The sequence below is a fragment of the Paraburkholderia sp. GAS334 genome, from assembly GCF_050436625.1.
Taxonomy (GTDB): domain Bacteria; phylum Pseudomonadota; class Gammaproteobacteria; order Burkholderiales; family Burkholderiaceae; genus Paraburkholderia.
In genome coordinates, this window is record NZ_JBNDMO010000012.1 from 144701 (window position 1) to 171296 (window position 26596).

General features: G+C 57.1%; 25 protein-coding genes. 8 read left to right on the forward strand and 17 right to left on the reverse strand.

The window, feature by feature from the left end; genetic code table 11:
* Nucleotides 1-176: 176 nt before the first annotated feature.
* The 13 genes from P3T21_RS22455 to P3T21_RS22515 all read right to left on the reverse strand — a co-directional run bounded on the left by P3T21_RS22455 (nt 177) and on the right by P3T21_RS22515 (nt 13460).
* Complete coding sequence (locus tag P3T21_RS22455) at nt 177-944, reverse strand: aldo/keto reductase (RefSeq protein WP_429258137.1); 768 nt, start codon at nt 942-944, stop codon at nt 177-179.
* A gap of 300 nt (nt 945-1244) precedes the next feature.
* Nucleotides 1245-2600, reverse strand: coding sequence for an MFS transporter (locus P3T21_RS22460; protein ID WP_429258138.1), 1356 nt, complete (start codon nt 2598-2600; stop codon nt 1245-1247).
* A gap of 205 nt (nt 2601-2805) precedes the next feature.
* Nucleotides 2806-3225, reverse strand: a complete 420-nt coding sequence (locus P3T21_RS22465) for a hypothetical protein (RefSeq protein WP_429258139.1) — start codon at nt 3223-3225, stop codon at nt 2806-2808.
* Between the two features lie 244 nt (nt 3226-3469).
* The gene (locus P3T21_RS22470) at nt 3470-4144 is read right to left on the reverse strand and encodes an SDR family NAD(P)-dependent oxidoreductase (protein ID WP_429258140.1); all 675 of its coding nucleotides are present in this window, start codon (nt 4142-4144) and stop codon (nt 3470-3472) included.
* 74 nt (nt 4145-4218) lie between these two features.
* Nucleotides 4219-5664 (reverse strand): NAD-dependent succinate-semialdehyde dehydrogenase, encoded by a 1446-nt coding sequence (locus P3T21_RS22475; RefSeq protein WP_429258141.1) that lies wholly within the window; start codon nt 5662-5664, stop codon nt 4219-4221.
* A gap of 42 nt (nt 5665-5706) precedes the next feature.
* Nucleotides 5707-6537, reverse strand: coding sequence for an SDR family NAD(P)-dependent oxidoreductase (locus P3T21_RS22480; RefSeq protein ID WP_429258142.1), 831 nt, complete (start codon nt 6535-6537; stop codon nt 5707-5709).
* Between the two features lie 46 nt (nt 6538-6583).
* Nucleotides 6584-8065 (reverse strand): aldehyde dehydrogenase, encoded by a 1482-nt coding sequence (locus P3T21_RS22485; protein WP_429258143.1) that lies wholly within the window; start codon nt 8063-8065, stop codon nt 6584-6586.
* Nucleotides 8066-8072: 7 nt separating this feature from the next.
* Nucleotides 8073-8819: an SDR family NAD(P)-dependent oxidoreductase gene (locus P3T21_RS22490; RefSeq protein ID WP_429258144.1), complete on the reverse strand. Its 747-nt coding sequence runs from the start codon at nt 8817-8819 to the stop codon at nt 8073-8075.
* 23 nt (nt 8820-8842) lie between these two features.
* A complete protein-coding gene (locus P3T21_RS22495) occupies nt 8843-9835 on the reverse strand; it encodes a branched-chain amino acid ABC transporter permease (protein ID WP_429258145.1) in 993 nt (330 codons plus the stop codon).
* An 8-nt stretch (nt 9836-9843) separates the two neighbouring features.
* Complete coding sequence (locus P3T21_RS22500; RefSeq protein ID WP_429258146.1) at nt 9844-10719, reverse strand: branched-chain amino acid ABC transporter permease; 876 nt, start codon at nt 10717-10719, stop codon at nt 9844-9846.
* A gap of 34 nt (nt 10720-10753) precedes the next feature.
* Complete coding sequence (locus tag P3T21_RS22505; RefSeq protein ID WP_429258179.1) at nt 10754-11908, reverse strand: ABC transporter substrate-binding protein; 1155 nt, start codon at nt 11906-11908, stop codon at nt 10754-10756.
* A gap of 71 nt (nt 11909-11979) precedes the next feature.
* Nucleotides 11980-12687 (reverse strand): ABC transporter ATP-binding protein, encoded by a 708-nt coding sequence (locus P3T21_RS22510; RefSeq protein ID WP_429258147.1) that lies wholly within the window; start codon nt 12685-12687, stop codon nt 11980-11982.
* Nucleotides 12687-13460, reverse strand: a complete 774-nt coding sequence (locus tag P3T21_RS22515) for an ABC transporter ATP-binding protein (RefSeq protein ID WP_429258180.1) — start codon at nt 13458-13460, stop codon at nt 12687-12689. The genes P3T21_RS22510 and P3T21_RS22515 overlap by 1 nt, the downstream gene beginning before the upstream one ends.
* 332 nt (nt 13461-13792) lie before the next feature.
* Here P3T21_RS22515 and P3T21_RS22520 point away from each other — a divergent pair, with 332 nt between their 5' ends.
* The 5 genes from P3T21_RS22520 (at nt 13793) to P3T21_RS22540 (ending at nt 19455) form a co-directional block, all read left to right on the forward strand.
* Nucleotides 13793-14704: a LysR family transcriptional regulator gene (locus P3T21_RS22520; protein WP_429258148.1), complete on the forward strand. Its 912-nt coding sequence runs from the start codon at nt 13793-13795 to the stop codon at nt 14702-14704.
* Between the two features lie 269 nt (nt 14705-14973).
* Nucleotides 14974-16179 carry a CaiB/BaiF CoA transferase family protein gene (locus P3T21_RS22525; RefSeq protein WP_429258149.1) on the forward strand — a complete coding sequence of 402 codons (1206 nt, stop codon included), beginning with the start codon at nt 14974-14976 and terminating at the stop codon, nt 16177-16179.
* 6 nt (nt 16180-16185) lie between these two features.
* Nucleotides 16186-16971 carry an enoyl-CoA hydratase/isomerase family protein gene (locus tag P3T21_RS22530; RefSeq protein WP_429258150.1) on the forward strand — a complete coding sequence of 262 codons (786 nt, stop codon included), beginning with the start codon at nt 16186-16188 and terminating at the stop codon, nt 16969-16971.
* A gap of 37 nt (nt 16972-17008) precedes the next feature.
* Nucleotides 17009-17785 carry an enoyl-CoA hydratase gene (locus P3T21_RS22535; protein ID WP_429258151.1) on the forward strand — a complete coding sequence of 259 codons (777 nt, stop codon included), beginning with the start codon at nt 17009-17011 and terminating at the stop codon, nt 17783-17785.
* Between the two features lie 68 nt (nt 17786-17853).
* Nucleotides 17854-19455, forward strand: coding sequence for an MFS transporter (locus P3T21_RS22540; RefSeq protein ID WP_429258152.1), 1602 nt, complete (start codon nt 17854-17856; stop codon nt 19453-19455).
* A gap of 270 nt (nt 19456-19725) precedes the next feature.
* Here P3T21_RS22540 and P3T21_RS22545 read toward each other — a convergent pair whose 3' ends face one another.
* Nucleotides 19726-20373 carry a glutathione S-transferase family protein gene (locus tag P3T21_RS22545; protein ID WP_429258153.1) on the reverse strand — a complete coding sequence of 216 codons (648 nt, stop codon included), beginning with the start codon at nt 20371-20373 and terminating at the stop codon, nt 19726-19728.
* A 263-nt stretch (nt 20374-20636) separates the two neighbouring features.
* On the opposite strand from P3T21_RS22545, the gene P3T21_RS22550 reads away from it, so the two are divergent.
* The gene (locus tag P3T21_RS22550; RefSeq protein ID WP_429258154.1) at nt 20637-20861 is read left to right on the forward strand and encodes a hypothetical protein; all 225 of its coding nucleotides are present in this window, start codon (nt 20637-20639) and stop codon (nt 20859-20861) included.
* A 173-nt stretch (nt 20862-21034) separates the two neighbouring features.
* On the opposite strand, the gene P3T21_RS22555 is transcribed toward P3T21_RS22550, so the two are convergent.
* On the reverse strand, nt 21035-21754 hold the full coding sequence (locus P3T21_RS22555; protein WP_429258155.1) for an SDR family NAD(P)-dependent oxidoreductase: 720 nt from the start codon (nt 21752-21754) through the stop codon (nt 21035-21037).
* A 591-nt stretch (nt 21755-22345) separates the two neighbouring features.
* Between P3T21_RS22555 and P3T21_RS22560 the strand changes: the two genes are divergently transcribed.
* A complete protein-coding gene (locus P3T21_RS22560; RefSeq protein WP_429258156.1) occupies nt 22346-22477 on the forward strand; it encodes a hypothetical protein in 132 nt (43 codons plus the stop codon).
* 262 nt (nt 22478-22739) lie between these two features.
* Here the strand turns inward: P3T21_RS22560 and P3T21_RS22565 are convergent, their stop codons facing one another.
* Both P3T21_RS22565 and P3T21_RS22570 read right to left on the reverse strand, forming a co-directional pair.
* Complete coding sequence (locus P3T21_RS22565) at nt 22740-23852, reverse strand: NADH:flavin oxidoreductase/NADH oxidase (protein ID WP_429258157.1); 1113 nt, start codon at nt 23850-23852, stop codon at nt 22740-22742.
* 11 nt (nt 23853-23863) lie between these two features.
* Nucleotides 23864-24973: an alkene reductase gene (locus tag P3T21_RS22570; protein ID WP_429258158.1), complete on the reverse strand. Its 1110-nt coding sequence runs from the start codon at nt 24971-24973 to the stop codon at nt 23864-23866.
* Between the two features lie 794 nt (nt 24974-25767).
* Between P3T21_RS22570 and P3T21_RS22575 the strand changes: the two genes are divergently transcribed.
* Nucleotides 25768-26532 (forward strand): enoyl-CoA hydratase, encoded by a 765-nt coding sequence (locus P3T21_RS22575; RefSeq protein ID WP_429258159.1) that lies wholly within the window; start codon nt 25768-25770, stop codon nt 26530-26532.
* The last annotated feature ends 64 nt before the right edge of the window (nt 26533-26596 follow it).

Here is a 26596-nt window from a genome sequence, read left to right on the forward strand (position 1 = left end):
AACGGCCGGGCATCGATGCGCCAAGCGCAGTTAGGGAGCAGGGGGCTGCTTGGGGACAACGTCGGCGCGCGCATGACGCGATGCTTCAAGGCGTACGAGCCGGTCTCGAGCGGAGCGAAGCGTTTCGGCGCGAGGACAGCCAGGCTGGCCTCGAATGGGTTTAGCGCAGTTGTGGACTAGCCTCGCCGTCGATGCGCGGTGGCGCGGTCCAGCTCGCTAAATTCCTGATCGGACAGGGTGATCGCGCCGGCAGCCACGTTTTCCTCCAGGTGCGCGACCTTGGAGGTGCCTGGTATCGGCAGGATCACCGGGCTGCGTTGCAACAGCCACGCGAGAGCGATCTGTCCCACACTTGCCTTGTTGTTCCGCGCGATCGCTTCCAACAGCGACCCAGTCCGTGTCAGCTCGCCGGCCGCTAATGGATACCAGGGGATGAAGCCAATACCGTGAGCCATACAATGATCCACGACGTCCTCGCTGCCGCGGTCACCAAGGTTGAAGCGATTCTGCACAGTCGCCACTTTGAAATATTTGGACGCTGCCTTGATGTCGGCCACCGATACTTCGCTCAGGCCAGCATGGCGAATGACTCCGCTGTCGATAAGCTGGCGCACGGCGTCAAACTGCTCGTCTCGCGATACCGACGAATCGATGCGATGCAATTGCCACAGACCGATTTGTTCAAGACCTAAACGGCGCAGGCTGTCGTGTGCCTGTTTAATCAGGTACTCGGGCCGCCCCTGCGGCACCCACTGATTGGGGCCTGTGCGAGTGAGTCCGGCCTTTGTTGCCACTAGCATCTTCGCGTCATATGGATGCAGCGCTTCCCGGATCAATTCTTCCGAGACGTTGGGCCCGTAGGAGTCTGCCGTGTCGATGAAATTTACGCCTAGTTCGGGAAGACGGCGCAGCACGCGAATTGCTTCTGCGCGATCAAGCGGCATACCCCAGATGCCAGGCCCGTGATTCGCATGGCGCCAAATCCGAGCCGTTGGATCTGGGTGTCGCCGCCAATCTTGAAGAATTGTGGGTTGTTCAATTTAGTCTTTACCTGCAGTTTGATAGTGGTCATGCCTGAGGAACTACCACCTGATTCTGGAGGATGGTGGTCCGGGCGGGGACTGTCGCGACGCCAGCAATACGATAGGAATATCTCACAGGCAGAAGGTAATCATCCCGTTTCGCAAGACGACGTGTGAAAGACCAGTGAGCTGTGCTTTGCCGGTGCGCCGCAGCCGGTCCCTTTACAAGACATTTGGAATCGCATTCTGTGAGCGTGTCAGGTGCCTGCCAATGCCAACCGTCAGGACCAGCGCTGCCACTTCGCAGTCGGAGGCAGCCCATCCCAGATCATCTACAGAGGCGAAGCTCAAAGTGAGGGACCCGAGCGCAGCGCCGAGTGAAAAGCCGAGATACATAAAGGACGCATTCATTGACAGGGCGATCGGCGTTCCGCGCAACCCGGCGAGATTGATCAAACCTGCTTGCTGCGCGGGGTAGAAGGACCAATGGGCAATGCCCCAGGCCACCACGGCAAACAGGACAGGAACGAGCGCCAGTGTCGTCGGCAACCAACGCGCGCTTGCGGACATGAGCGAAAAAGCCAGAATCGACACCGTCAAGCAGGGGAGTATTACGCGGCGCGAGCCAGCGCGGTCCACTGCCTTGCCGCCGACGAACACACCGATGCCGGCCGCAACGCCCCAAGTGAACAGCACGTAGCCGATTTGCGCGCCATGCAACGGCGTGGTTTTGGCAACGAACAGCGCCAGGTACGTATAGATGGTGTAGGCGCCCATGGCCCAAAGCGTGGTGACGAGCAAGGTCATCAGGATGACCGGCTGACGTGCGACACGGATGCGTTCGCGCAGTGTGGCGGTAGGCAATCCTGCGCCGATTGCGCGTGGAAGGCCGAACAGCAGACCTGCGACGGCGGCAGCGGACAGGACGGCGACGCCACCGAATGTCATGCGCCAGCCGAGACGGTCACCAATTAGCGCTCCCAGCGGTACGCCTAGGGCAACTGCGATCGTCAGGCCGCCGTTGACGATCGCGAGCGCCGTCCCGCGCCGTTCAGGACCGGCGATGGCGCCAGCCAGTGCGTTAGCGCCGGGAACATACAGGCCGGCTGCGGCCGGGAGCAGGATGCGGGCCGCCATCAATTCCCAATAGTTTTGGGCCGCCCGGGCAACGACGTTCGCAAGGGCGAACGTCGAGAGCGACAGAATCATCAGCGTGTGCCGACGAAAGGTTCCAGTTAGGGCTGTCAGAATTGGCGAACTGAGCGCGTAGGCCAAAACGAAGACAGTCACCAGTTGGCCCGTGGCGACAACGCTTGTATGCAGGTCTGCGGCGATATTGGGCAGCAGGCCAGCAACCATGAAGCTTTCTGTGCCAACTGCAAATGTGCCGAGCGCTAGCCAGTACAGCGAGGTCAATGAAGCGGGCGTAGCAGGGGAGTTCATCATGTGTTCCGCTTGCGCTGCCAGCGCACCGTTGTTGGCGAACGGATAGTCGGTATCGCTGGAGAAGGTGGCTTCAGCCGTATCGCAGTTGACGCCGCCGGCGGAGATGGCGGGGCCACCATCGAATTTAGACATGGATTCTTCGAGATTGAGTTGCTGACGAGTCTAGTTCACGGCTCTGACTTGAACGAGAGTGTAGGGATTGACCGGGTCAAGAGAAATAGCCCCGGGGTTCCGAGCATCTCGGACTTGAGCGTCCATAGTCAAGCCCTCGGACGCTCCGTCGGTGACATATCGAATTAATGCTGCCTCTGCCGTCCGCCAGTGACAGGCGCGAGATTCAGCCGCGAAGGCCGTGGGTAATACCGAGCTTATCCAGCAATGCCTGAGGCTCGAAGTAAGCTACCCAAATGGACGTGGCTTTGTCACCCTCGACAGTCCAGTGCTCAGAGATTTTGATTGTCGCGTCGCTGCCGGTGAGGCCGAAGTTCACCAGCGCGATCACTCGCTCGTGCTCAGCGAAGAGCACGTCATAGCTAAACCTACTAAAGTCGAGGACGTCCGGCAAATTGGGAAGTACCTCATCGCGGAAGAACGCAGCGCCCGCGTGCACGCCGCCCCAAGGCAGATAGTTCGGCGCTGTGGTCGAAAAGTCCGGATGCAGGTAAGGGGCGAAATCAGTCAGACGGCCCAGTACGCCCGCTTGGTAGTAGGCATCCACGACTGACTTGCTCTGTTCGTTGGTGGTCTTGACGGTCATAAGTGTGTTCCTTGATTACTTCTGTAAATGAGGCCTTCATGGCGAAGGCGCCAACGAGCGGTTTAAGAAGGAGGTTAGGCGAATATTGCCGAACGGGAAAATACTTAATAAGTTCGACCGCATGCCTGTGAGGCATGATCCGGCCAAAGCGACATCGTTGTGTGTTCATGGCGTTCGCCGGATCTCCCGGCGAATGCATACAGGCGACCGCTATTCAAAGCGTTCAGATTTATCGCGCTGGTTTTCATACCGTCCAGCCCCCCCCAAAAGGAATCGTTTGACCATAAAAGAAATCGCTTTCCGGCCCCGCAAGAAACAGCACGGTCTGGGCACATTCGCGCATGCTCGCGAGCCGCCCAGCGGGACATTCGGCGAGGCGCTCACGGAAGTCGGCTGTTTGCTGATATTCCGGAGGAAAATACGTCGGATTGTCGACGTAAGTTTGGGCGGTGGCGTTGACGTTGATATGAGGTGCAACTTCGAGCGCCAGATTGTGCATATAGGCAAGTTGTGCTCCCCGGGCCGCGGCATACAGGGCGACGCCGCCGGCCCGGCCGCGAAGCGCAGATGCACTTCCGGTAACTACAATCTTGCCTCGCTTTCGTTCGAGCATTTGTGGCAAGACTGCACGCACCATGCGGTGGAGCGGATAGAAGACACCCTGAAAGATGCGCTCCATTTCCCTTTCGTCATTGTCGACGGCCTGAATGAATTCGAATTCAACTGCATGGTTGGCGATCAGAATATCTACATGACCCACTTCGCGAACAAACTCATTTGCGTCGGCCTGGCTTTTGAAAGCACGGTCGGTAGGGAACACGGTGCCGCCTTCCTCTCTGAACAGTTCGACGATCCCTTGGCCACTGTATTTGTCCTTGTCGGTGACGATGATGCGTTTTCCTTCCAAACGGCCTGCCATGATGCTGTCTCCTTGATTGGCAAGTGAGCGCCGGGCAACGCCCGGGGCGAAACTAGTAACGTGTTGGCGCTTCCTCAAACTTGCAGCACGGACACGGTTCGCGAATTCAAATAGGCATCCATCGCCTCCGGGCCTCCTTCCGATCCGTACCCGGAATCCTTGACACCCAAGAACGGTAATTCAGGCCACGTGGCGGCGGTCTGATTGATCCAAAGCATGCCGACCTCGACCCCACGCGTTAGCAGACGTGTGTTGCGCAGCGATTGAGTGAAGGCGTAACCGGAGAGCCCGTAGGGCAAACGATTGGCTTCAACGATCGCGTCTTCCAGCGTGTCAAACGGTTGAATGGCCGCAATCGGTCCAAATGGTTCGTCGTTAAAAACGCGGGCTTCTCGTGGCACGTCAGCCAGCACCGTGGGCTTCCAGAAATTGCCGGTCGTTCCGACGCGCTCCCCGCCGGCAACAAGTGTCGCGCCGCACTCAATGGCGTCACGGGTGAATCCGTCCATGGCTGCTATGCGACGCGGATTAGCGAGCGCACCGACCTGCGTGCCATCGGTAAGGCCATCGCCGACCTGCAGTTTGCTCGCGCGACGGCCGAACTCCCGGCCAAACTCAGCGGCAACGTCGCGCTGCACCAGAAAACGTGTTGGCGAAATGCAGACTTGGCCTGCATTACGAAATTTTCCGGCGAGGGCGGCGTCAAGAGCGCGCTCAAGGTCCGCATCTTCAGCGACGATGAACGGGGCATGACCTCCTAACTCCATCGTTACACGCTTCATGTGCCGACCAGCGAGTGACGCGAGTTCTTTGCCCACGGCAGTTGAGCCGGTAAACGTTACCTTGCGGATGACAGGGTGCGGGATCAGATAATTCGAGATTTCGGCTGGGTTGCCGTAGACGAGGCCAATCACGCCCGGGGGAATGCCGGCGTCGACAAAAGCTCGCACCAGCTCCGCAGGCGCAGCGGGCGTTTCCTCTGGTGCCTTGACGATAATTGAGCACCCTGTCGCCAATGCGGCCCCCATCTTGCGCACGACCTGATTAATCGGGAAGTTCCATGGCGTGAACGCCGCGACCGGACCGACCGGGTCCCGGACGACCAGTTGCTGCGCTTCCAGATTGCGTGACGGCACGATGCGACCGTACACGCGAAACCCTTCTTCGGCGAACCATTCGATCAAGCCGGCGGCCAGCGAGACTTCGGTCTTCGCCTCGCCGAGCGGCTTGCCTTGCTCCTGAGTAAGCCATGCAGCAATCCGTTCAGAGCGCTCGCGCAGGAGAGCGGCTGCTCGCCGCATGATCGCGCTGCGTTCGTACGCGGGTGTGTCGCGCCAGACACCGAAGGCACGATGAGCCGCAGAGAGTGCGTGATCGAGTTCGGGAATTCCCGCGTGTGCAACAGTCGCGATCGCCACGCCTGTGGCTGGATTGACGACATCGAGTGTGCGGCCGTCCCTGGCATCCTGCCAGACGCCATTAATGTGAAGCTGCGTGTTGGGATATATGGGTGTAGTCATTGGTGCTGCCTTGGGTAAGTCTGGAAATCCGAAGGGGTACAGTTACGCGATGCCCCGCGTTGCTGCGCCGAACAATGTCGTTATGCGACGCTCGACGATTGCGGGCGGGAGCGGTTGCGTGTGGACATACAACGTGCCGTCAAGAATGGCCTGCCGTACCATACGGCCCACATCCTCCGGTTCCATCGGGGTCATTGCGAGCGTTTTAAGAAGAGGGTTCTCATAGGGAGTGAAGGTGCGCATAGTGGATCGTTCATCGGCTGGACGTAACGCATCACCGTTTTGCGTAATATTCGTTTTGACGAAACCGGGGCAAAGAATCGTTACGCAAAAGCCTTCCGGGGCGAGTTCCTCGGCGGCTGCTTCTGAGATCGAGGCCACCGCGGCTTTCGAAGCGCTATACGGCAAATGTCCAGCCAGCGGTACCAGAGCGGAAATGGAGGCAGTGTTGACGATGTGTTTCTCGCCGGACTGTTGCCGCATGCGCGGCAGAAATACGTCGAGTCCGTGTATCACGCCCCAGAGATTTACTCCAAACAGGAATTGCCAGTCGGCCATGTTGGCCTCGAGTATCGTGCGAAAGGGCCGCCACGACACGCCAGCGTTGTTACACAGGATATCGACCGCGCCAAACTTGTCGTAGGCTGCTTCGGCCAGCGCTTCTACCGAGGCATGGTCGGCGACATTGGTTACAACTGACAGGGCCTCAACGCCTCGCTCGCGCACCTCCGAGGCGACCGCCGCGGCTGCCTCGGCAACGATGTCGGACACCACGATCCGGGTTCCCGCTTCCGCCAATGTTAGCGCGATGGCCCGCCCGATACCGCTCCCCGCGCCGGTTATGACTGCGGTCTTGCCTTGCAACGTCTTCATAGAGTGGTCTCCAGGTTAAGAATGCCAGGACCTGCAGCGGAGCAGTTCAAACCTTCATGATGAACGGGTCTGCTATTGCCTCGCCAAGCTCACACCAGACACTCTTTGTCTGGAGATACTGGTTGATGGCCTCGATACCGTTCTGCCGACCGATGCCGCTTGCCTTCATGCCGCCGAAGGGCGATGCATAGTTCATGGCACGGTAGGTATTGATCCATACCGTGCCCGCCTTGATGCGACGCGCAAGCTGATGGGCGCGTTTAATGTCACGTGTCCAGATGCCGGCACCCAGGCCGTAGATCGTGCCATTAGCCATCGCGACGATATCGTCCTCGTCCGAGAAGGGCGTGATAGTCAATACTGGGCCAAACACTTCCTGCTGCATCAGCTCGCTGGATGGCGCGGAGTTTTGCAAAATGGTCGGCTGATAGAAAAAGCCGCCCTCGCAACCCGGAACGGTTACCCGGTCTCCACCGCACAATAGTTCGGCGCCATCGTCGATCGCGCGTTGAACCATCGTCTCGTCCTTTCGCAGCTGTGCCTCAGTGGACACCGGCCCCATCTGCGTGTGGCTGGCCATTGGATCGCCGACCCGGATTGCGCGTGCACGTTTAACAACGCGCTCAACAAGGGCCTCGTAGATCGAGGTATGGACATACGCGCGGCTGCCGGCGATGCATGTCTGACCAGTCGCGGCAAAGATCCCCGCCAGTGCGCCTGTTTCCGCCTGGTCGAGATCGACGTCTTCAAAAAATATATTGGGGCTTTTGCCACCCAGCTCCAGCGTGCAGGAAACAAGTCTCTCGCCCGCACGCGCAGCAATAGCACGGCCTGCTGCATCGCTGCCGGTAAAGCAGATCTTCTGTACTGCGGGATGAGCTACCAGGGCTTCGCCAGCTTCGCGCAAGCCGGTAAGAACATTCAGAACTCCCTTGGGCAGGCCAGCCTCGATCGCCAGCTTTGCCAACTCGATCGCCGAGGCAGAAGTGACTTCTGAAGGTTTGATGATCACGGTGTTGCCCGCCGCCAGAGCGGGTGCGATTGACATTACCGTAGGAAAGATGGGGGAATTCCACGGTACGATTACGCCAACCACACCTAGCGCTTCTCGCAACGTGTAGTTCAGGACACTTGTCTGATCTAGAGGAATGACGGCGCCTTCAATCTTGTGCGCCAGGCCGCCGTAGTAGTACATCCAGTCACGCATCGCCTTGATCTGAGCGACGACTTCGACGTAGATTTTTCGGTTTTGCGCAGTGTCCAAGGCCGCCAGCCTCTCGGCGTTCTCCCAGATACGATCGCCCAGTTGCATCAGAAGCCGACCGCGTCGCGTGTGCGAGATGCGGCCCCATTCACCGTTGAATGCCAAATCAGCGGCGCGCGCCGCTGCGTCGACATCGGCCGCTGCCGAGAGCGCAAAAATGCCCCAAGGTTGTCCTGTCGTCGGATTGATGGTCTCGAAGACGCCGCCGCTCAGCGCCGCGACGTCGCGGCCGTCGTAATAGTTCGAAAATGTGTGCATAGTCATGCCTTCCTTACATGGCTGTCTTGCCGCCGTCCACGCCTATAATCTGTCCAACAATGAAAGCAGCTCCCGGAGAGCTCAGGAAGCGCGCGGTGTCTGCCACTTCCTGAGGTAACCCAACGCGCCGCAACGGAATGCCCCCGATGAGCGCCTCCTTCCGCTCAGCGCTCCCAGCGAACCGGTCCAGCAATCCTGTCTCGATCGGACCAGGTGCGATTGCGTTAACTCGTACTCCGCGAGCTGCGGCCTCAAGCGCTGCCGCCTTGGTCAGGCCTTCAACCGCGTGTTTGCTTGCCGTATACATGGAAGCTCCGACAGCACCGCGGCTGCCCAGCGTCGATGAGATATTGATGATGCTGCCGCTGCCTTGTGGCAGCATCACACGGAGTTCGTGCTTCATCGCGAGGATGGTTCCGAGAACATTGGTATCGAAGACACTGGCATAGGTTTGCGCGGTCTGTTCGACTACATGTCCGGTGCGTCCCTCAGTCCCGGCACTGTTGACAGCGACATCGAGTCTTCCAAACCGGTTAATGGCGGCATCGACTAGCGTTTGCATGTCGTCCTCTAGGCGAACGTCGGCATACACGAACTCTGTTACAGCACCGCAATCACGAAGCTCGGCCGCAAGGCTTGCGCCGGCAGCTTCATCGCGGCCGGAAATCACGACTCGCGCTCCGTCGCGGGCGAAGGCCAGAGCGGTAGCACGTCCAATTCCGGTCAAGGCACCGGTGACCAGTACGACGGGAGAGTTCATCGTTAAGCACTCCGGGTTGGTTATCAACGTGTCCTCCGACGACGGTTAGCGAACGAAATCAGCTCGCCCATCACGCCACGTCGGAAAGCGAGGACACATATGACGAAAATGAAGCCGGAAATCAAGGTTGTGTATTGGCCCAACGTGCCAAACCACGCGATGGACGTCAGGTTTTTCAGGAATTCAGCCGTTGCTTCAAGCCGATCATTGAGGAACGTAACAATTGCCGCACCCATCAACGGACCCGATAAAGTGCCCATCCCGCCCAAAAGCGTTATAAGGATGACTTGCCCCGAAGTACTCCAATGAACGTCTGCTAGTGTTGCGAAGCCAAGCACCAGAGCCTTGAGCGATCCGGCCAAGCCCGAGAGCGCGGCCGATATGACGTACACCAATAGCTTCACACGATCGACGTCGTAACCAAGGGAGGTTGCGCGGGCACTGTTTTCGCGTATACAACCCAGAACCTGGCCAAAGGGTGAACCGAGCAGGCGTGAGATAAAGAGGAATGCAAATACGACGATAACTACGACGACGTAGTAAAGCGTGACATCATTGCTTAAATTCAACATCCCGAAGATCTTGCCGCGCGGGACCCCCTGCAGTCCGTCTTCTCCACCGGTCGCTTTGCTTTGCAGCGCCAGGAAGAACACCATTTGTGCAAGGGCAAGCGTAACCATAGCGAAATAAATACCTTGGCGACGGATGGCCAGTAGACCAAATATCGCACCAAGCAAGGCACCGAAAGCTGTGCCTCCAAGCAGCGCTATTTCGGGCTCCACGCCCCACGTTTTCATCGCATAGCCGGCGACGTAAGCCGACCCGCCGAGAAAAGCAGCATGACCGAATGACAGCAGGCCGGCGTAGCCGATCAGGAGGTTGAACGCCGAGGCGTACAACGCCAGGCATAGAAATTTCATGACGAAGACCGGGTAGACGCCGAGAACCGGTGCGGTGACGAGCCCGAGCAGAAAAATGGCGTAGCCAGTCGGAGCGAGATAAGGATAGGTTTTCATGGCGTCGCTTAACTCTGTTTGCCGAATAGACCTGCGGGGCAAATCAACAACACCGCGATCATGATGGCGAAGACGATCGTTGCGGACGACTCGGGATAGACGACTTTGGCAACGGCCTCGGCTAAACCTAATGCAAGACCTGAAATAACCGCTCCGGTGATCGAACCCATGCCGCCGATGACGACAATGGCGAACACAACCACGATATAGTTCTGGCCCATTAGCGGCGAAACCTGCATCACCGGCGCAGCAAGGACTCCGGCGAAGGCAGCCAGTGCGGCTCCGAACGCGTAAGTGAACGTGATCATTCGGGGTACATTGACGCCGAACGCTTCAACTAGGCGCGAGTTCTCAGTGCCCGCACGCAAATAGGCGCCCAGACGGGTTCGTTCGATCAGAAACCAGGTGGCGGCGCACGCAGAGAGAGCGATTACTACCACCCAGGCACGATAGACGGGTAGAATCATGAATCCAAGGTTGGCTGCCCCATCAAGCGGCGCAGGTGTATCGTAAGGCAAGCCCGAAGAACCATAGACGGATTGAAAACCTGCCTCGACTACCATAGCCAAACCAAGCGTAAGCAGCATGCCGTACATATGATCGAGCTTGTAAATTCTACGAAGTAGGAATCTCTCGACGACGGTGGCGAGTATTCCGACCGTGAGTGGGGCCACTACAAGCATTGCCCAGTAACCGAGTGAAAAACACGACATACCAATGTATGTCACCACGGCGCCGAGCATGAAGAACGCGCCGTGAGCGAAATTGACCACGCCTAACAGGCCGAAAATAACCGCAAGGCCTAGGCTCAGGACCGCGTAGAAGGAACCATTGACGATTCCCATTAACAGTTGGCCGGCGAGAACTGGCAAGGAGATGTTCATACTGGTCGGATCCGGGTTGGACTGATTGCTGCGCCTAATGCCATAGCACGCACTTGCTTTCCGATTTTGTCGTCGCGATATCCTCGCCTTTCAGGCGGGAGATCACCCGAAAGTAGTCCCACGGAGCTTTCGATTCAGCCGGCGACTTGACTTGCAGAAGGTACATATCGTGTACAAATCTACCGTCCGCGCGAATTACTCCATGAGCATAAAAATCGTCGATCGGCGTCTTCTTGAGATATGCCATGATTGCGTCGGCGTCAGTCGACTTTGTGGCCTGTACTGCCTTTAGGTAGGTTGTCGTTGCTGAATAGTCGGCAGCCTGCACGGACGTGGGCATGCGCCCGGTCTTTGCGTAGAATCGCTTGCCGAACGCACGTGTTTTCTCATCGAGATTCCAGTCCCACGTTGCAGTAAGAAGTAGTCCTTCGGTGTTTTGCAATCCCAGGCTGTGAATGTCGTCGTTAAAAACCAGCATGCCGACAATCTTCATCGATTTTCCGATGCTGAATTCCTTGGCTGCTTTTGCGGCATTGATGAAATCACCGCCGGCGTCGGCCAGTGCGAGAACCTGTGCTTTCGAAGCTTGTGCCTGGAGCAGATATGACGAGAAGTCACTGGCGTTGAGCGGATGGCGTACCGAACCAATCACCGTACCACCCTTGCTGGCGATGACCGTGCTTGCGTCACTCTGGAGTGAGTTGCCGAAAGCATAGTCGGCCGTCAGAAAGTACCATCGCTTATTGTCCTGATCCAGGACCGCGGTAGCGATACCCTTTGCCATGCCGACAGTGTCTATATCGTACTGCACGGTATATGGGCTGCATTCCTCATTGGTTAGCGTTGAGACGGTTCCGCCGCTAGTTATAAATACCCGCTTTTTATCTCGCGCAATCCTGGACATTGCAAGGTCAGCTGCTGAATTGGTCCCCCCCAGTAGCATTGTCAGATTGCGGGTGTCGATCCATTCACGCGCTTTGGTTGCGGCGATGTCCGCCTTATTTTGATGATCTGCCGTAAGCAGTTCCACAGGCATACCGTTAACCTTTCCGCCAAAGTCGTCGATCGCCATCTGAACGGTCAGCGCGCCATTTTTTCCCTCTTTGTCTGCGTAAAGGCCGGACATGTCAGTGATAAAGCCGATGGTGACTCTGTCCTGTGCAGCCATGGCAAGTAGCGGTACGCTCATACCAAGCGCCAGGGTAACTTGAGCAAGGATTGTGTTCACTATGTCTCCGTCTTTGTAATATGAATGTGGGCTTAAACCCCGAGAAGTTCGGTCAAGCGAGATGTGAGCGCAGGTAATTGCGATGCTTCGAATGACTCAACAACCCGGCCATGCTCCATAACGTAGAACCGGTCGGCTAGTGGAGCGGCAAACTGGAAGTTCTGTTCTACCATTACGATAGTGAAACCCTTGGCACGGAGTATTCCGATTGTGCGAGCAAGCGACTTCACCACGACGGGTGCCAAGCCTTCGGATATCTCGTCAAGCAATAGCAGATCGGCGCCGGTGCGCAGAAGACGTGCGACCGCGAGCATTTGCTGTTCCCCTCCAGACAGTCGCGCGCCTGGGCTGTGCCTGCGTTCAGCAAGGTTCGGGAAGATGTCGTAGATCTCTTCCAGTGACATGGAAGGTGTGGTACCGCGCAATACCGGCGGTAGCAGGAGATTTTCCTCGCAGGTCAAGCTTGCGAAAATGCCGCGCTCTTCCGGGCAGTAGCCAACACCCAGATGCGCGATCCTGTGACCGGGTAGTCCAGTGGTCTCTGTTCCGCGTATAGCAATGCTTCCGCTTCTCGCGTCTGTCATGCCCATAATGGCGCGCAGGGTAGTCGTGCGCCCGGCTCCGTTTCGACCTAGCAGTGTTACAACTTCCCCTTCATGTACGCGAATATCCACACCGTGCAAAACATGTGATTCGCCGTACCACGCCTGGAGATTTTTGATGTCGAGAACACAGGCCATCACAACGCCTCAGCGGGCATGCCCATATAGGCCTCAGTGACGCGCTGGTCGCGCGATACAGCCTGGTATGAGCCTTCGGCAATGACTTTGCCGCGTTGTAGCACCGTAACGGTGTCCGCGATTTTCGAGATGACGCTCATGTTGTGTTCGACCATCAACACTGTACGTCCGGCAGAGACGCGCTTTATGAGTGCGGTGACGCGTCCGACGTCTTCGTGACCCATCCCTTGAGTTGGCTCGTCAAGAAGCATGAGTTCGGGATCTGCCGCAAGAGTGGTCGCAATTTCAAGCGCTCGCTTACGTCCGTATGAGAGGTTGCCGGCTTGCTCATCGGCATATGACGCCAATCCGACTTCGTCGAGCAGCTCCAGAGCGTGCATGTCGAGCGGGTTCAGTGAGCGCCCGCTTTTCCAGAAATGATAGGTAGTGCCAAGTCGCCTTTGCAAGGCAAGGCGGACATTCTCACGTAGGTTAAGGTGTGGGAATACTGCCGAAATCTGAAACGACCTGACAAGGCCGCGTCGCGCAACCTGTACAGGATTGCTGCGCGTAATGTCTTCACCATTGAAGAAAATTCTTCCGGCGCTTGGCTGAAGAAATTTTGTTAGTAGGTTGAAACACGTTGTCTTTCCCGCACCATTTGGACCGATCAAAGCGTGAATCGAGCCACGCGCGACGCGAAGCGAGACGTCCTGCACGGCCACAAAGCCTGAAAACGCGCGCGTCATGTTGCGTGTTTCCAGAATCGTGTCCTGCGATGGATCGTCCGTCATTGATTCGGTTTCGTCAGACAGTTCTCTGCTATTGAACGCTTCCACACGAGTTGATGGTGAGGATGCGATAGCACTGCGCACTGTCGCAATAGGGCTGTGGCTCATGTCGTTGTACCGCTTGGTCTGTGCTTTACGGGCAGGTGTGCCGAACGAAGTTCGTCGCAGCAGGTGGCCTGGCGGCCCTCTGTCTCCTTGAGGGTTGCGCCTTGGGGAGATACTGCGTCGATTTAGATATTCCGACAATGGAATTATCTTCATGAATCCATCATGATATGGAATAATTTGACGTCGTGCCGAAGCGCTCCGCTGTCAGCACATAAGGAGAGCTGGTGATGAATCTGACGGTCAAGCAATTGAAGGTATTCGTTAAACTCTATGAATTGCGCAGCTTCACCGAGACTGCTGACGCACTGTTCATGACGCAATCCGCGGTGAGCAAGCTGTGTGCGGAACTGGAAGATGAGGTCGGGTTCGCCCTATTTGAACGCTCAACGCGCAAGGTTGAGCCAATGGACGGCGCGACTGACTTGTACCGCTTCGCGATAGAGATTCTCGGTACGCTCGACGCTGCGGCCCGCAGCCTGGCAGACTTGACTTCGGTGCGCCGTGGCAGCGTAAGCATCGCTGCCGCACCGATGATATTTCACGGCCTGATTTGCGATGTGATGGCCGAATACCACCGCACGTATCCGCACGTTCGCCTTGAGGCGCATGAAGTGTCTACTGATGTGGCAATCGAGTATGTGTTGAATGGCCGCGTCGACTTCGGTGTTGTGGCGCCCGACCGGGACGACCCACGCCTGCTCACCGAGCCTATCCAGGAGGATCGACTGTTTCTTGCGTGCCCGGCCGATCACCCGATGGCCACTGCACGCAAAGTCACCTGGCGGCGAATAGCAGACGAAAACGTGATCATGCTGCGTAGCGACAACAATATGGGACGGATGGTGGAGGCAATCATGCGTGAACAGCGGGAGGACTTCCAGCCGATGGTGGAAGCGGGCGCGTTGAGCACGTTACTAAGCCTCGTACGTACGGGAATCGGGGTAGCCGTTGTTCCAGCTTACGTGGTGTCATTGGCCGAGGCTTTTAATCTCAGCGTGGTACCGATTGAAGGTAGCCAGAAATATCCCCGGATGCTGTCGCTAATCCGTCGTGGCAACGGACGTCCGTCAATTGCGGCGGGCAAGCTCTCTGACATGTTGATGAACAGGTTGAGGAAAACGAACCGTTTTTGTAACTAATGCAGCAGAAACGGTCCGCGGCTTCAATCCGTGCGTCTTCTCCGGTCTCCGCAACTCCTTCGATTGAAGGACGCGCTAGCCAACCTTCCGACAACGTCCGGTGCGTGGGCGATTTGAGTATTGCGACGGCACGCCAGGCGTCCTTCGCCTTCGACCCGTTACCCAAATTATTCCAAATCGAGATTGATCTATAACAATAAGTCGATTGTTGGAATAGTCTGATGCTCTCACTATGGAGGTACGGAACAAGAACCGAAAGAATTGCAACCATGACAAGCGCAACTAAAGACACGTCGCCCACATCCGAAGGTCCATTTGGGCCTCTCGCTGGTGTTAGGGTTGTCGACCTGACATCAGTTGGAATGGGTCCGTACGCCACCCAGATACTGGGTGACATGGGTGCCGAAATCTTAAAGATTGAGGCACCCGAGGGAGATGTGTTTCGCTATCCCGAGCCGGCAAGCTCCCCTGGAATGGGGGCGATCTATATTGCGCTGAATCGTAACAAGAAGAGCATCACGCTTGACTTGAAAGTCCAGAATGATTTGGCAACGCTGAAACGTTTGATTGCAGATGCTGATGTCTTTGTGTCAAACGTCAGACCACGCGCTTTGCGAAAGCTTGGTTTGGACTACGAGGCACTGTCTCGTGACAATACACGCCTTATCTATTGCGCTGCGGTCGGTTTTGGTCAGAACGGACCCTATGCGGAAAAACCGGCCTTTGACGACATCATCCAGGCAATGAGTGGCATAGCAAGTCTGCAAGGCCGAAACGTAGATGCGCCGTCCTACGTGAACACGATCATCGCGGACAAGGTAGCTGGGCTCACACTCGCATATTCCATCCCGATGGCGCTATATGAGCGCGAGAAATCTGGTCGAGGCCAAGCCATCGAGGTTCCCATGTTCGAGACTCTCGTCTCTTTTGCTCTGATTGAGCATTTGGGAGGCAAAACCTTTGAGCCATCGCTTGGGCCGACGGGTTATGGACGCGTGTTGTCACCGCATCGACGGCCCTATCAAACAAAGGACGGCTTCGTCAGTTTATTGCCATACACCGACGCGCAATGGAGCCGCTTTTTCGTGCTCGCTGGCCGCGGTGATATGGCCACAGATGTACGCTTTACAAGTGCTAAAGCGCGCAGTATGAATTTCGATTCACTTTATGGGGCGCTTGCGGACATCGTGAAGGAGCGCACTACCGGGGAATGGATCGATCTGCTGGAACCAGCGGATATACCCGTGGCACCTGTATTGTCGATCGATGATCTGCTCCAGGACAAGCACCTGAAGGAAACGGAATTTTTTGTGGAACGTGAGCATCCTACCGAAGGAACCGTGCGTATAACGAATATTCCCGTTCGATTTTCTCGGACCCCTGGTCAAATCAGGTCTTTACCTCCGCGTCAGGGATCGGACCAAGCGGAGCTTGATCGCCTCTCCGCTCGTCCCGGAGTCGGGGCGTCGGTGTAACCAAACATGTCTGAAACTATGAATTCGATCCTTTATGAGATCCGCGACGGCGTCGCGGAAATTTCGCTGGCCCGCCCCCCTGTGAACGCTCTGGACGAGTCGACTCTTGCGGAGTTGCTCGCTGCCTTCCGCCAAGCGGCAACCGATCAGGAGGCGAGGGCAGTCATTCTGCACAGTGCAATCCCGAACCGTTTTTGTGCTGGTTTAGACCTCAAAATCCTCCGCACTTACCAGCCTTCGCAACTCCGGAGTGTCCTTCAAAAGCTGTATGTGGATCTCTTTGACGCGCAGTTCGCCTTGGGCAAGCCGTCAATCGCCGCAGTGTCAGGTGCTACACGAGGGGGCGGGATGACAGTAGCCGTCTCGTGCGACCTCGTCGTCGCGTCCAGATCGGCAACATTTGGCTATCCGGAGATCGATAATGGTCTCTTGCCGGCGATCCACTATGCCCACTTACCGCGAATCGTCGGACGCCATCGTGCATTCGATCTGTTGTTCACAGGCCGCACCTTCCCCGCCCAGGAGGCTCTCGACATTGGTTTGATTAACCGGATCGTCGACGAGGATGCCGTGCTGGACGCCGCAAGACAGCTTGCAAAATTGCTAACGTCGAAGCCCGCTGAGACTGTTCGACGCGGGCGTGCTGCCTACATGTCTGCTATTGACCAAAACTACCGCCGAGATATCCAGGCAGCGGTCGAGCAGTTTTGCAACGTGGCGCTGACCGACGAAGCGCAAGAACGTCTTGAAGCATTCTTTGAGGATCGCAAACCAGTTTGGCGATGCGGCTGACACACAACGTTACTCAACACTTGATACGGTAAAATAGATGGAGAAAGAAGGTAGCAGCTGTTTCGCGCTGTCACGCGATACGAGAGGCGTCGCATATCTGGATATCAGGGCGGGGAAGATAAACGTTCTCGGCGTATCCGAAATGCAGTCGCTAATTCGGGCGATCGCAGAAATCAAAGAAGACGATACGGTTCGATGCCTCGTCGTTACGGGGGGAAACGATCGCGCATGGATTGGGGGCGCAAATATCAAGGAGATGTTGAAACTCGACCCAACAACTGCTCGGGAATTTATCAGCCGTGTGGGCGATCTCTGCGAAAGTGTTCGAACTTTGCCGGTACCGGTTATAGCGGCGATCGACGGTTGGTGCCTTGGGATGGGCGTCGAGTTCGCTGCCGCATGCGATATTCGGGTTGCTTCGACCACCTCCCAATTTGCGATGCCAGAAGTCAAGCTCGGTATCCCGTCGGTGGTCCACGCAGCCATGCTTCCTCGGCAAATAGGTGCCGGCCGGACTAGATCGTGGCTGCTTACTGGACGGGCGGTTGACGCAACAGTCGCGCACACGTGGGGGCTGCTGGACGATGTCGTCCCGCCTGAAAATCTGGGCGCTGCAGTGGAAGACATCGTGTCGACGATTATCGAATGCCCTGCCGAGGCAATCAGGACACAGAAGGCTTTGTGCAACGCGTGGGAGGAGCTGCCGTTGACAGAGGCCATTCAGATGAGCCTCGGTCCGTTTGGCGACGCGTTCTTGACGGACGAGCCAGGAATGGCGATGCGCGCATTCCTGGCTAAGAAGCATGGAAATTAAACAGGTGAAGTTGCGGATCGATGAGGATGTCGGAAATCCACCCGTGACAGGAAGTTGGAGGAGAGACAATGGATGTCGGAATTTCTAGTGGTGCCGCAGTAGCCGGCAGCCAGGGGAAGGCGAGAGTTCTAGTGGCGTCTACGCTTGGGACACTCTTTGAATGGTACGACTTCTTCCTATACGGGACGCTCGCTTCCGAAATATCCGCCCGATTCTTTAGCGGGCTATCAAGCAGTTCACAGTTCATTTTCGCTTTGCTTGCGTTTGGAATCGGCTTTGCCTTTCGACCTCTAGGCGCTCTCATTTTTGGGCGACTGGGTGACTGCTTGGGGCGCAAGCACACTTTTCTTGCGACACTCGTGCTGATGGGGGGATCAACATTTTGTGTAGGAATTTTGCCGTCGTACGCCTCATGGGGGCTGGCGGCTCCTGCGCTTCTCACTGTTCTGCGCATCCTGCAGGGTGTCGGTATCGGCGGGGAGTACGGGGGAGCGGCGATTTTTGTCGCCGAGCACGCACCGCCGAAAAAACGCGGTGCGCATACCAGCTGGATTCAGACAACAGGACCGCTGGGCATGGTGCTCGCGCTAATCGTTGTCTACGCATGCAGGAGGCTCTCCGGTCCGGCGTTTGATATATGGGGTTGGCGTATTCCGTTTCTCTCGTCGGGTGTCCTGCTTGCCATTTCCCTATATATCCGACTGTCCGTCAGTGAATCCCCCGTATTTCAAAAAATGAAGGCAGAGGGCCGGACGGCGGAGCGGCCTATAGCGGAAACCTTTGGGCAGTGGCGTAACTTGAGGGTGGTCTTGATCGCATTGTTTGGTTTGATTACCGGAGTTACGACGGTGATCTATACCGGGCAGGTATACTCATTTTTTTTCCTGTCACACATACTCCGGGTAGACGCCGGAGCGGCAGGCCTGTATGTCGCCATCGCGTTGGTTATCGTGACACCGATGTTCTGGTTGATGGGGACACTATCCGACAGGATCGGGAGAAAGCCGATCATCATGGCCGGGTGTCTATTGAGCGCCCTCACGGTTTTTCCGATCTTTCATGGGCTGACGCACTACGCAAACCCTGCGCTTGAATCTGCCATCGCCGTATCGCCGGTCACGATAAAGGCTGACGAGAAGAAATGTTCTTTGCAATTCAGCATTTTTAGAAAAAACGATAGTGCCGGCGCTTGCGATAACGTCAGGACCCTGCTTGCCGACAGCGGTATTCCGTATGTAAGCGAAGACGTACAGGGCAGTAGTGACGTGTTCCTGGCCATTGGTGCCAAAGAGTATCCTGGAGGCGACCTTGCGTCCATCAAGCGCAGCCTTATTGACGCGGGCTATCCCGCATCCGCTGCCCCTTCCCGAGTTAACGCGCCGATGGTCGTACTGCTTGTAGCGCTAATGGGCACCTATCTTGCCATGGTGTTTGCACCGCTGGCTGCGGCACTCGTGGAGATGTTCCCTGGACGCATCAGATACACCGCGCTTTCATTTCCCTATCACCTGGGAAATGGTTTGATTGGCGGATTTTTCCCCGCCATCGCGTTCGCGATCGTAGCGCATACGGGGAACATATACGCTGGCCTGTGGTACCCGGTCCTTTTCACCCTGAGCACAGTAGTCATTGGTGGTCTATTTCTCAGGAAAGATGCTTCCTGCGACTGAACTTGGGGAAGGGGCAGGGGCGCGGATCGAAAGGCAAAGTCTGCAGGACCGGTCCCCACCGCACGATTGAACGTCTTGGCAGATTTGCCGGATAAGGCGTGCTTATCTGGAAGCGTTGGTCAGGCTCATGCTCGTGTGCACGTTCGACCAATCGCAAGAAAAAACGAAGTAGGCGATTGGGTACATTGCGACGCAACGAGCTCAATCGCCTCGTAGAAGCTACTCGCGAACCCGCAACGAGCGCTCGATGAAGCTCACCTAGGGGCCTGGTTAGACACCTGCGCCCGGACGGTTTGACATCTTGTCGTACCACTGCTGAAAGGCTGCGTGCTCGGCCGGAATCGGCATCTTCAGTGCGTTGGTTGCGAAGTCCACGGTGACCAGCGTCGTTATGTCCACCGCTGAAAATTCTTCGCCGGCGACAAACGGTACGGCCGCGAGACGTTCATTGAAGTCGGCATAAAAGTTGGCCACGCGCTGCTTGCTGCGCTCGACCAATTCGGGAATCTGCTCGTACGCATGCGGACCCGACAGCGCGCGACCCTTCAACCCGGCAATCGCGTTGCGCACACCTTCCATGACCGGCGCGAAGCCATCGAGTTCGGCGCGGCGCTCCCACATGGTGACGAGCGCTTTCGTCTTCGCGTTAGTGCCTAGCAGCGGGGTTTGCGGATACGCATCTTCCAGATAGCGCCAGATGGCGAGCACTTCTGTGATGGTGGAACCGTCGTCGAGCGTCAGTGCCGGCACCTGGCTGCGCGGATTGATCGCTTTGTAGGGGTCTGAAAACTGCTCCTTGGTGCCAAGGTCGACAGCCTTCGTCGGAATCGTGATGCCTTTTTCGGCGATAAAGATGCGCACACGGCGAGCGTTGGGAGAGCCCTTTGATTCGTAAAGGATGGGTGCTTCGATGGTCATTTGGGAGATCCTTTTTGATTCGTAGATCGAAAGATACAGGGGATTTTTGCTATCCTGAGCGCAACAAAGGCGACACTGTAAGGCATCAGTCGTTACTTGTGTTGCCGATTGAGGATCTGATGGTCGTCGGGTTCGCCGTCCCCGGCCTCGTCGAGGACCTATGTGCAGGAGCGTTGGCCACTCTGGCTCCGAAGATCAGTGTTGCGCACAATCGGTACTTGCGTCGAGCCGTGAGTTGGCAGGCCATCCCTTGGGAGACACCGATGTCCACGAGTTCCAAGCCTGCAGCACTCGTCACAAACTGTACCGGTTATGCCGGGCCTCCGACGGTGGATGCTCTTGGCGAAGCGGGATTTCGAGTCCTCGTTCGCCCAGGCGAAATCGGCGAACTAATAAGGTTCCTCGCGACCACACAGGCCCGCTTCCTCACCGGCGCGATCATCGACTTCAACGGAGCCTGGCCGGGCAATCAGGTTCGTCCGACGTAGAACGCTTTGACCGATCCAACGCTCAAGTGCCGGAGAAGTCCTCGACGCGCAAAGCCTGTCTGCAAAAGGCGGCCTTCTAATGGGGAGCCGACTCCATTAGTTCGTCGACCCTCCTTTGCGTCCGCACGGACGGCTCCCTTCCTCAAATCCATGGGCCTGGTATGTGCTCAAGCTCAGGCATTCATTCCGCCATCCACGGTAAGATTCGTTCCGGTAATGTACGTGGCCTCCGGGCCGGCCACGAACGCTACCATTGCGGCGATCTCCTCAGCGCGTCCATAGCGACCGAGTACTGTGGCGGCCTTCTGCGGCACCGCCCACTCACCTGAGGCGGGGTTCAGGTCTGTATCGATTGGACCAGGCTGGACGTTGTTGACCGTGATGCCCCGGCCCCCCAACTCTCTGGACAGCGCCTGGGTGAACATCCTGACGGCTGCCTTCGTGGCTGCGTAGGGCACCAGCCCGGGCGCAATCGCACGCTCGCCCACCGCCGAACCGATCATGATGATGCGGCCACCATCGCTCAGGTGCTTCAGCGCAGCCTTGGTCGTAGCGAATACGCCGCGAATGTTGATGTCGATCACTTTATCCATCTCCTCCAGCGTCGTGTCTTCGAACGGTTTCGGAATTGCTGTGCCAGCATTGTTCACCAGCACATCCAGCCGACCGAAGGTCGCAACAGTTTTTTCGACTGCAGCCTCGACAGCTTTGACGTCAGTAGCGTCCGCCTGGATCGCGATAGCCTTTCCGCCATTGAGTTCAATCTCTTTGACCACGGCCGAAGCCGCGCTGGCGTCCTTCGCATATGTGAAGGCCACGCTCGCTCCGTCTGCGGCCAGACGTTTCGTGATTGCCGCACCGATGCCGCGTGAACCGCCGGTAACGAGTGCCACCTTCTGGGCTAACTTAGACATGTGATTTCCTAAAATTTCCGTGAGCGATTCACCGCTTCACCGATTCGGTTAATGATTCATTGACTGTTATCGCTGCCCGGAGCATTTCAAAAAAGCCGGAACCTTCTCGGCTCCGCCCCGCCATGAAGAGCGGCGATGACCACGTTCGCACGCTTCCCGGCGCCGACTGCAGTGCGGCCTTAGCTCGCGAGGGTTTCTGCAGTCAGACAAAGAACTCAATTGCGTCACCCGTGATCTAGGGTGGCGTAACGACTATAGGTTCCGTGGAGAGGTGTGACAAAGACCTTCTAGGCAGGGAGGCATGCCTCTCGGGCATAACATTGAAGCCGTGTAACCGTGGTGGCACCGCGCCGGAGTCGGTCGCGATATCTTGCGGTGCTTGCCCCCGGCGAGCGGAGTCGCAGCGGCGCTTCAAAAATCACAACATCCGAGCTTCGCTGTCTACACCCGCCTTTAATCTCCAGCCTGAAGACCGAGGTCTTCAGGCCACGCCGTGGATAACCAGCACGGCAATGTCAATCTTGCCCGTGGTCGGCGGGAGCGTGATCAGCATCGAGGAAAGAGCCTTCAATGCAATCGACAACGTGGTGGCTTTCTTTCGACCGCGCGGTCGGCATTGGTGCGACTGAAATCCACATCAACGTCAGGGCAATTGGCATCAACTGCGCCGAATCGTATTGCACCGTACGACACGGCGTCTGAACCTGACAGACCTCTTCCGTCACGTGGCCAAGGGCCGATTTGCCTCGCACACGCCACGAAGCTTTCATCGACTTTAACAAGCAGAATTTGCAGATCTAGCGCCGCAGGCCGTGGTATCACATGCGGCACCACACGAAAGTCCATGGGCAGCCGTGCTTTGCGATCGCACGACTGCCTTCCGAGCCTGGTACATTGCACGGAGACGCCTGAATTGCGAGGCCCTCAAGCTCCATCAATGCCGAAAATCAAATGCGATTCCCGTTCAGCGCGCACCGTACTGGGTGCCCTGAAACAAATCCGGGTGTTCGCGCGGTGGGGCGCGCCAGTATGACGGTGCCGCCGTCACCTTAGCGCCTAACTGAGCCGCCGCATGCCAGCCCCAGCGGGGGTTGTACAGGACGGCGCGCGCCATTGCGACGAAGTCCGCCTGGCCGTTCGAGATTACTTCTTCAGCCTGCTGGGGATCCGTGATCAAACCAACTGCGATGGTTGCAACCTGGGCTCTATCGCGGATGGCGTGGGCGAACGGCACCTGATAGCCTGGGCCGATGGCAATTTTCTGCCGTGGCGAAATACCCCCGGAAGATACTGAGATCCAGTCGACGCCACGCTGCTTAAGTGCTTGCGCGAAGGCAATCGTCTGTTCCAGATCCCAGCCTTCGTCTACCCAGTCGGTGGCAGAGACCTTGACCCCCAGTGGCATTCCCGAGGGCAAAACAGCGCGTACGGCGTCGTAGACCTCTAACGGGAAGCGCATGCGATTTTCCAATGAACCGCCGTACTCGTCGCTCCGCTGGTTCGAAATAGGCGAGAGAAACTCATGCAGCAGGTAGCCATGTGCTGCATGCAATTCGAGGCCATTTACGCCGAGCCGTATGGCACGCTGCGCCGATGCAACGAAGGCTTCGCGTATTCGCACCATGCCAGCCCGGTCCAATGCTACCGGCGGGATTTCACCGTCGATCTGCGACAGCGCCGACGGAGCGTATGTATGCCAGCCGCCGTGCGCTGGCAGGATTTGCTGGCCGCCTTTCCATGGCACTTCGCTGGATGCTTTGCGTCCAGCGTGGCCCAGTTGCAGGATTACGGAGGCCGACGAGTACTCGTGGATGGCATCGATGGACGGCTTTAACGCTGCCTCGGTGACGTCATCCCACAAGCCAAGATCGCCGGGTGTGATCCGGCCTTCCGGTTCGACAGCTGTTGCCTCGATGAACAGTAGCTGAGCACCAGACGAGGTGAGGCTACCGTAGTGAATCAGATGCCAAGACGTGGCGCAGCCGTCTTTGGCAACGTATTGGCACATGGGAGAAATTGCTATACGGTTCGACGGCTTCAACTGGCGCAGGGCGGTGGATGTAAAAAGCTTGCTCATGATGTGTTCCGTTATGCTGCTACAGAGTCGTTGCTATAAAACGGATAGTCGGTGTAGCCGACCTCGGACCCGCCAAAGAAAGTGGGACGGTCATATGAGTTCAGTGGCAGGTTGCGTCGCAGACGTTCGGGCAGATCGGGATTGGCGATGAAGTCGCGGCCAAAAGCAACCAGGTCAGCGTCGCCCGCCTGAAGGACTGCTTCGGCCGTATGACCCTTGAAGCCGCCGGCGGCGATAATGACACCCTTGTAGTGTTTGCGGATCAGCTGTGCGGCGACAGGGTTCTGGTCCTTGCTCTCATCATCGACGTTGCCGAATACGCGTGGCTCGATAAGGTGCAGGTAGGCCAGGTTCAGTTTCGCCAGTTCTTGCGCCACATAGGTGAAGAGACCTTCCGGATTGCTGTCGGACATATCGCCCCAAGTGCCGCTGGGTCCGAGGCGCACGGCCACGCGTTCGCTGCCCCAGACAGAACTGACGGCCTTGATGACGTCGATCAGGAAGCGCGCTCGGTTTTCGAACGAGCCGCCATAGATATCGGTGCGCTTGTTGCTGCCGTCCTGCAGGAACTGATCGAACAGGTAGCCATTGGCGGCATGCAATTCAACGCCATCGAAGCCAGCCTCTTTGGCGCGAATCGCAGCAGTCCGGAAGCTCTCGACGAGATTCGCGATTTCGGGGATTGTCAGCGGACGGCTGGGCGTGTTCGGAACCCAGCCCGATTCCGTGTAGGCGGCACCACCATGCGGCACGGCCGAAGGCGACACAGGCTGCGCACCCCCCGGTTGCAGCTGGCTGTTGGACTGTCGCCCGGCGTGATAGATCTGCGCAAAGATACGGCCACCGTTGGCGTGCACGGCGTCGGTCACCAGTTTCCAACCGGTGGTCTGGCTGTCGTCGTAGAGACCGGGCGCACCGAGGTAGCCGTTGCCGTTGGGCGCCGCGATGGAACATTCGCTGATGAGGAGGCCACCCTCGGAAGCGCGTTGGGCATAGTACTCGGCCATTAACGGGCCGGGCCTTGCACCTTTTTCGGCGCGCATACGAGTGAGCGGTGCCAGCACAACGCGATGGGATAATTCGTAAGGACCGACTTTAACGGGGGAATGAAGTTTTGACATTGTTTCCTTTCTGCCATTCAAATAGGATATCGAGCTCAGCGGGGCGTGAGCTCGTTTTCGTTTCCCGCTGCAATCAGCATGAGTGTAGTGATCTCTACTTCGTAGAAAAATAGTCTGCTCTTCACAACATATCGGACATTTATGTCCGAATCCGGCACAGGGCAGGAAGGGGAGCGTGTGTCGAAGTGTCGGAGCGGGAGATCGCGAACGGTGCGGTATCGCCTTGCGGAAATATCGAGGCGCCAACGAATTGGCCAGGACTGCCACTCTCGCGCTCAAGGCGGAGTCGTTCCCGGGAACCATCCATACGCATTCATGCGAACAGGTTTCATACTTCGGAGTTGATGGCCTGCTGCGACGCCATGATTACACCGTGGGCGGAGCTACCGGTGCAAACTATGCATCTAATCGGGACTGCGATGGCATTATGATACCAATGACTCGACGCGTATTCGCGCGTGATTCTGATGGTCAGAAGATTGACGAGCCTTTGCTGGTTGCCATCGACATTGCCACGGTTTCCAGCTTGTGAGCGAATCAAACGCTGTCGAGCCAGGACGGTCTGGTGGCGCGATTCTGCTGCGACGGGAAGGGGCGCGCTCGCTCGAGGCGCGTCAACGGGCTGACACCGATTGTCCGACGCTTACCTGAAGTCCCTGGAGTGCGTCATCCGGTCAGTGGGTGTGGCACAAGCATGTGTTTTAAGAGAACGTCCCTCGAACCGTACTGAAACTTACTGCTGGTCTTGGGCAATTCTGTTCGTTACTACAACCGATCGACACAAGGAGACATCATTGAACGATATTTTGACAACCAACGAATCGGGCGTGCTAATCGTCACGTTTAACCGTCCAGAAAAGAAGAATTCGTTGACCGGAGCGATGTACGAGATGCTTGCCAGCACGCTAGGTGAGGCGGCAAGCGACGGGCAGATTCGAGCGGTCGTGTTGACGGGCAACGAGCAGATGTTTTCCGCAGGTTATGACGTTGGTGAGTTCGTGAAGAATCCTCCCGTGACTGGTGATGCTCCAGTTTGGCAGTTTCTGCGTGCCCTCAATGAATTCCCAAAGCCAGTGATTGGTGCTGTATGCGGTATCGCGGTGGGAATTGGCGTGACCATGTTGTTACATTGCGATCTTATCTTCGCAGGTGACAATGCGAAATTCAGTTTGCCGTTCGTTAGTCTTGGGGTCTGTCCTGAGGCTGCCTCTAGCTTGCTGTTGCCCCGCCTGGCAGGTTATCAGCGTGCGGCGCGTATGTTATTGACCGGCGATCCTTTCGACGCGCGTTCGGCACAGGAAGTGGGACTCGTGAATCAGATCTTGCCGGCGACCGAGACGTACGCTTTCGCGCTGTCTGAGGCTAAGAAACTGGTCGCGAAACCGCTTTCTGCCATCGTTGAAACCAAGCGCCTGATGAAGATGAGCGAACGGGCTGCTGTTGAGGCTCGGATGACCGAAGAAATTGCAGTGTTTGATCGAATGGTTACTGGGGGTGCCGCGAAAGAGGCTTTCGCAGCATTCGGTGAAAAGCGCAAGCCTGATTTCAGCCAATTCTGAAATAAGCGCGCCAGTGTCAGGCCGCCGATGACTTGCCGTCCTATACTGGCGTGCTTGCTTTATG

What these genes read in the sequence shown, in the direction of transcription:
- P3T21_RS22460 (WP_429258138.1), bottom strand. Translation starts at nt 2,600, where the DNA reads ATGTCTAAATTCGATGGTGGCCCCGCCATCTCCGCCGGCGGCGTCAAC.
- P3T21_RS22530 (WP_429258150.1), top strand. Translation starts at nt 16,186, where the DNA reads ATGTCTGAAACTATGAATTCGATCCTTTATGAGATCCGCGACGGCGTC.
- P3T21_RS22540 (WP_429258152.1), top strand. Translation starts at nt 17,854, where the DNA reads ATGGATGTCGGAATTTCTAGTGGTGCCGCAGTAGCCGGCAGCCAGGGG.
- P3T21_RS22535 (WP_429258151.1), top strand. Translation starts at nt 17,009, where the DNA reads ATGGAGAAAGAAGGTAGCAGCTGTTTCGCGCTGTCACGCGATACGAGA.
- P3T21_RS22465 (WP_429258139.1), bottom strand. Translation starts at nt 3,225, where the DNA reads ATGACCGTCAAGACCACCAACGAACAGAGCAAGTCAGTCGTGGATGCC.
- P3T21_RS22510 (WP_429258147.1), bottom strand. Translation starts at nt 12,687, where the DNA reads ATGGCCTGTGTTCTCGACATCAAAAATCTCCAGGCGTGGTACGGCGAA.
- P3T21_RS22500 (WP_429258146.1), bottom strand. Translation starts at nt 10,719, where the DNA reads ATGAACATCTCCTTGCCAGTTCTCGCCGGCCAACTGTTAATGGGAATC.
- P3T21_RS22565 (WP_429258157.1), bottom strand. Translation starts at nt 23,852, where the DNA reads ATGAGCAAGCTTTTTACATCCACCGCCCTGCGCCAGTTGAAGCCGTCG.
- P3T21_RS22490 (WP_429258144.1), bottom strand. Translation starts at nt 8,819, where the DNA reads ATGAACTCTCCCGTCGTACTGGTCACCGGTGCCTTGACCGGAATTGGA.
- P3T21_RS22455 (WP_429258137.1), bottom strand. Translation starts at nt 944, where the DNA reads ATGCCGCTTGATCGCGCAGAAGCAATTCGCGTGCTGCGCCGTCTTCCC.
- P3T21_RS22570 (WP_429258158.1), bottom strand. Translation starts at nt 24,973, where the DNA reads ATGTCAAAACTTCATTCCCCCGTTAAAGTCGGTCCTTACGAATTATCC.
- P3T21_RS22505 (WP_429258179.1), bottom strand. Translation starts at nt 11,908, where the DNA reads ATGAGCGTACCGCTACTTGCCATGGCTGCACAGGACAGAGTCACCATC.
- P3T21_RS22485 (WP_429258143.1), bottom strand. Translation starts at nt 8,065, where the DNA reads ATGACTATGCACACATTTTCGAACTATTACGACGGCCGCGACGTCGCG.
- P3T21_RS22545 (WP_429258153.1), bottom strand. Translation starts at nt 20,373, where the DNA reads ATGACCATCGAAGCACCCATCCTTTACGAATCAAAGGGCTCTCCCAAC.
- P3T21_RS22480 (WP_429258142.1), bottom strand. Translation starts at nt 6,537, where the DNA reads ATGAAGACGTTGCAAGGCAAGACCGCAGTCATAACCGGCGCGGGGAGC.
- P3T21_RS22515 (WP_429258180.1), bottom strand. Translation starts at nt 13,460, where the DNA reads ATGACGGACGATCCATCGCAGGACACGATTCTGGAAACACGCAACATG.
- P3T21_RS22495 (WP_429258145.1), bottom strand. Translation starts at nt 9,835, where the DNA reads ATGAAAACCTATCCTTATCTCGCTCCGACTGGCTACGCCATTTTTCTG.
- P3T21_RS22475 (WP_429258141.1), bottom strand. Translation starts at nt 5,664, where the DNA reads ATGACTACACCCATATATCCCAACACGCAGCTTCACATTAATGGCGTC.
- P3T21_RS22520 (WP_429258148.1), top strand. Translation starts at nt 13,793, where the DNA reads ATGAATCTGACGGTCAAGCAATTGAAGGTATTCGTTAAACTCTATGAA.
- P3T21_RS22550 (WP_429258154.1), top strand. Translation starts at nt 20,637, where the DNA reads ATGTCCACGAGTTCCAAGCCTGCAGCACTCGTCACAAACTGTACCGGT.
- P3T21_RS22470 (WP_429258140.1), bottom strand. Translation starts at nt 4,144, where the DNA reads ATGGCAGGCCGTTTGGAAGGAAAACGCATCATCGTCACCGACAAGGAC.
- P3T21_RS22560 (WP_429258156.1), top strand. Translation starts at nt 22,346, where the DNA reads ATGCAATCGACAACGTGGTGGCTTTCTTTCGACCGCGCGGTCGGCATT.
- P3T21_RS22525 (WP_429258149.1), top strand. Translation starts at nt 14,974, where the DNA reads ATGACAAGCGCAACTAAAGACACGTCGCCCACATCCGAAGGTCCATTT.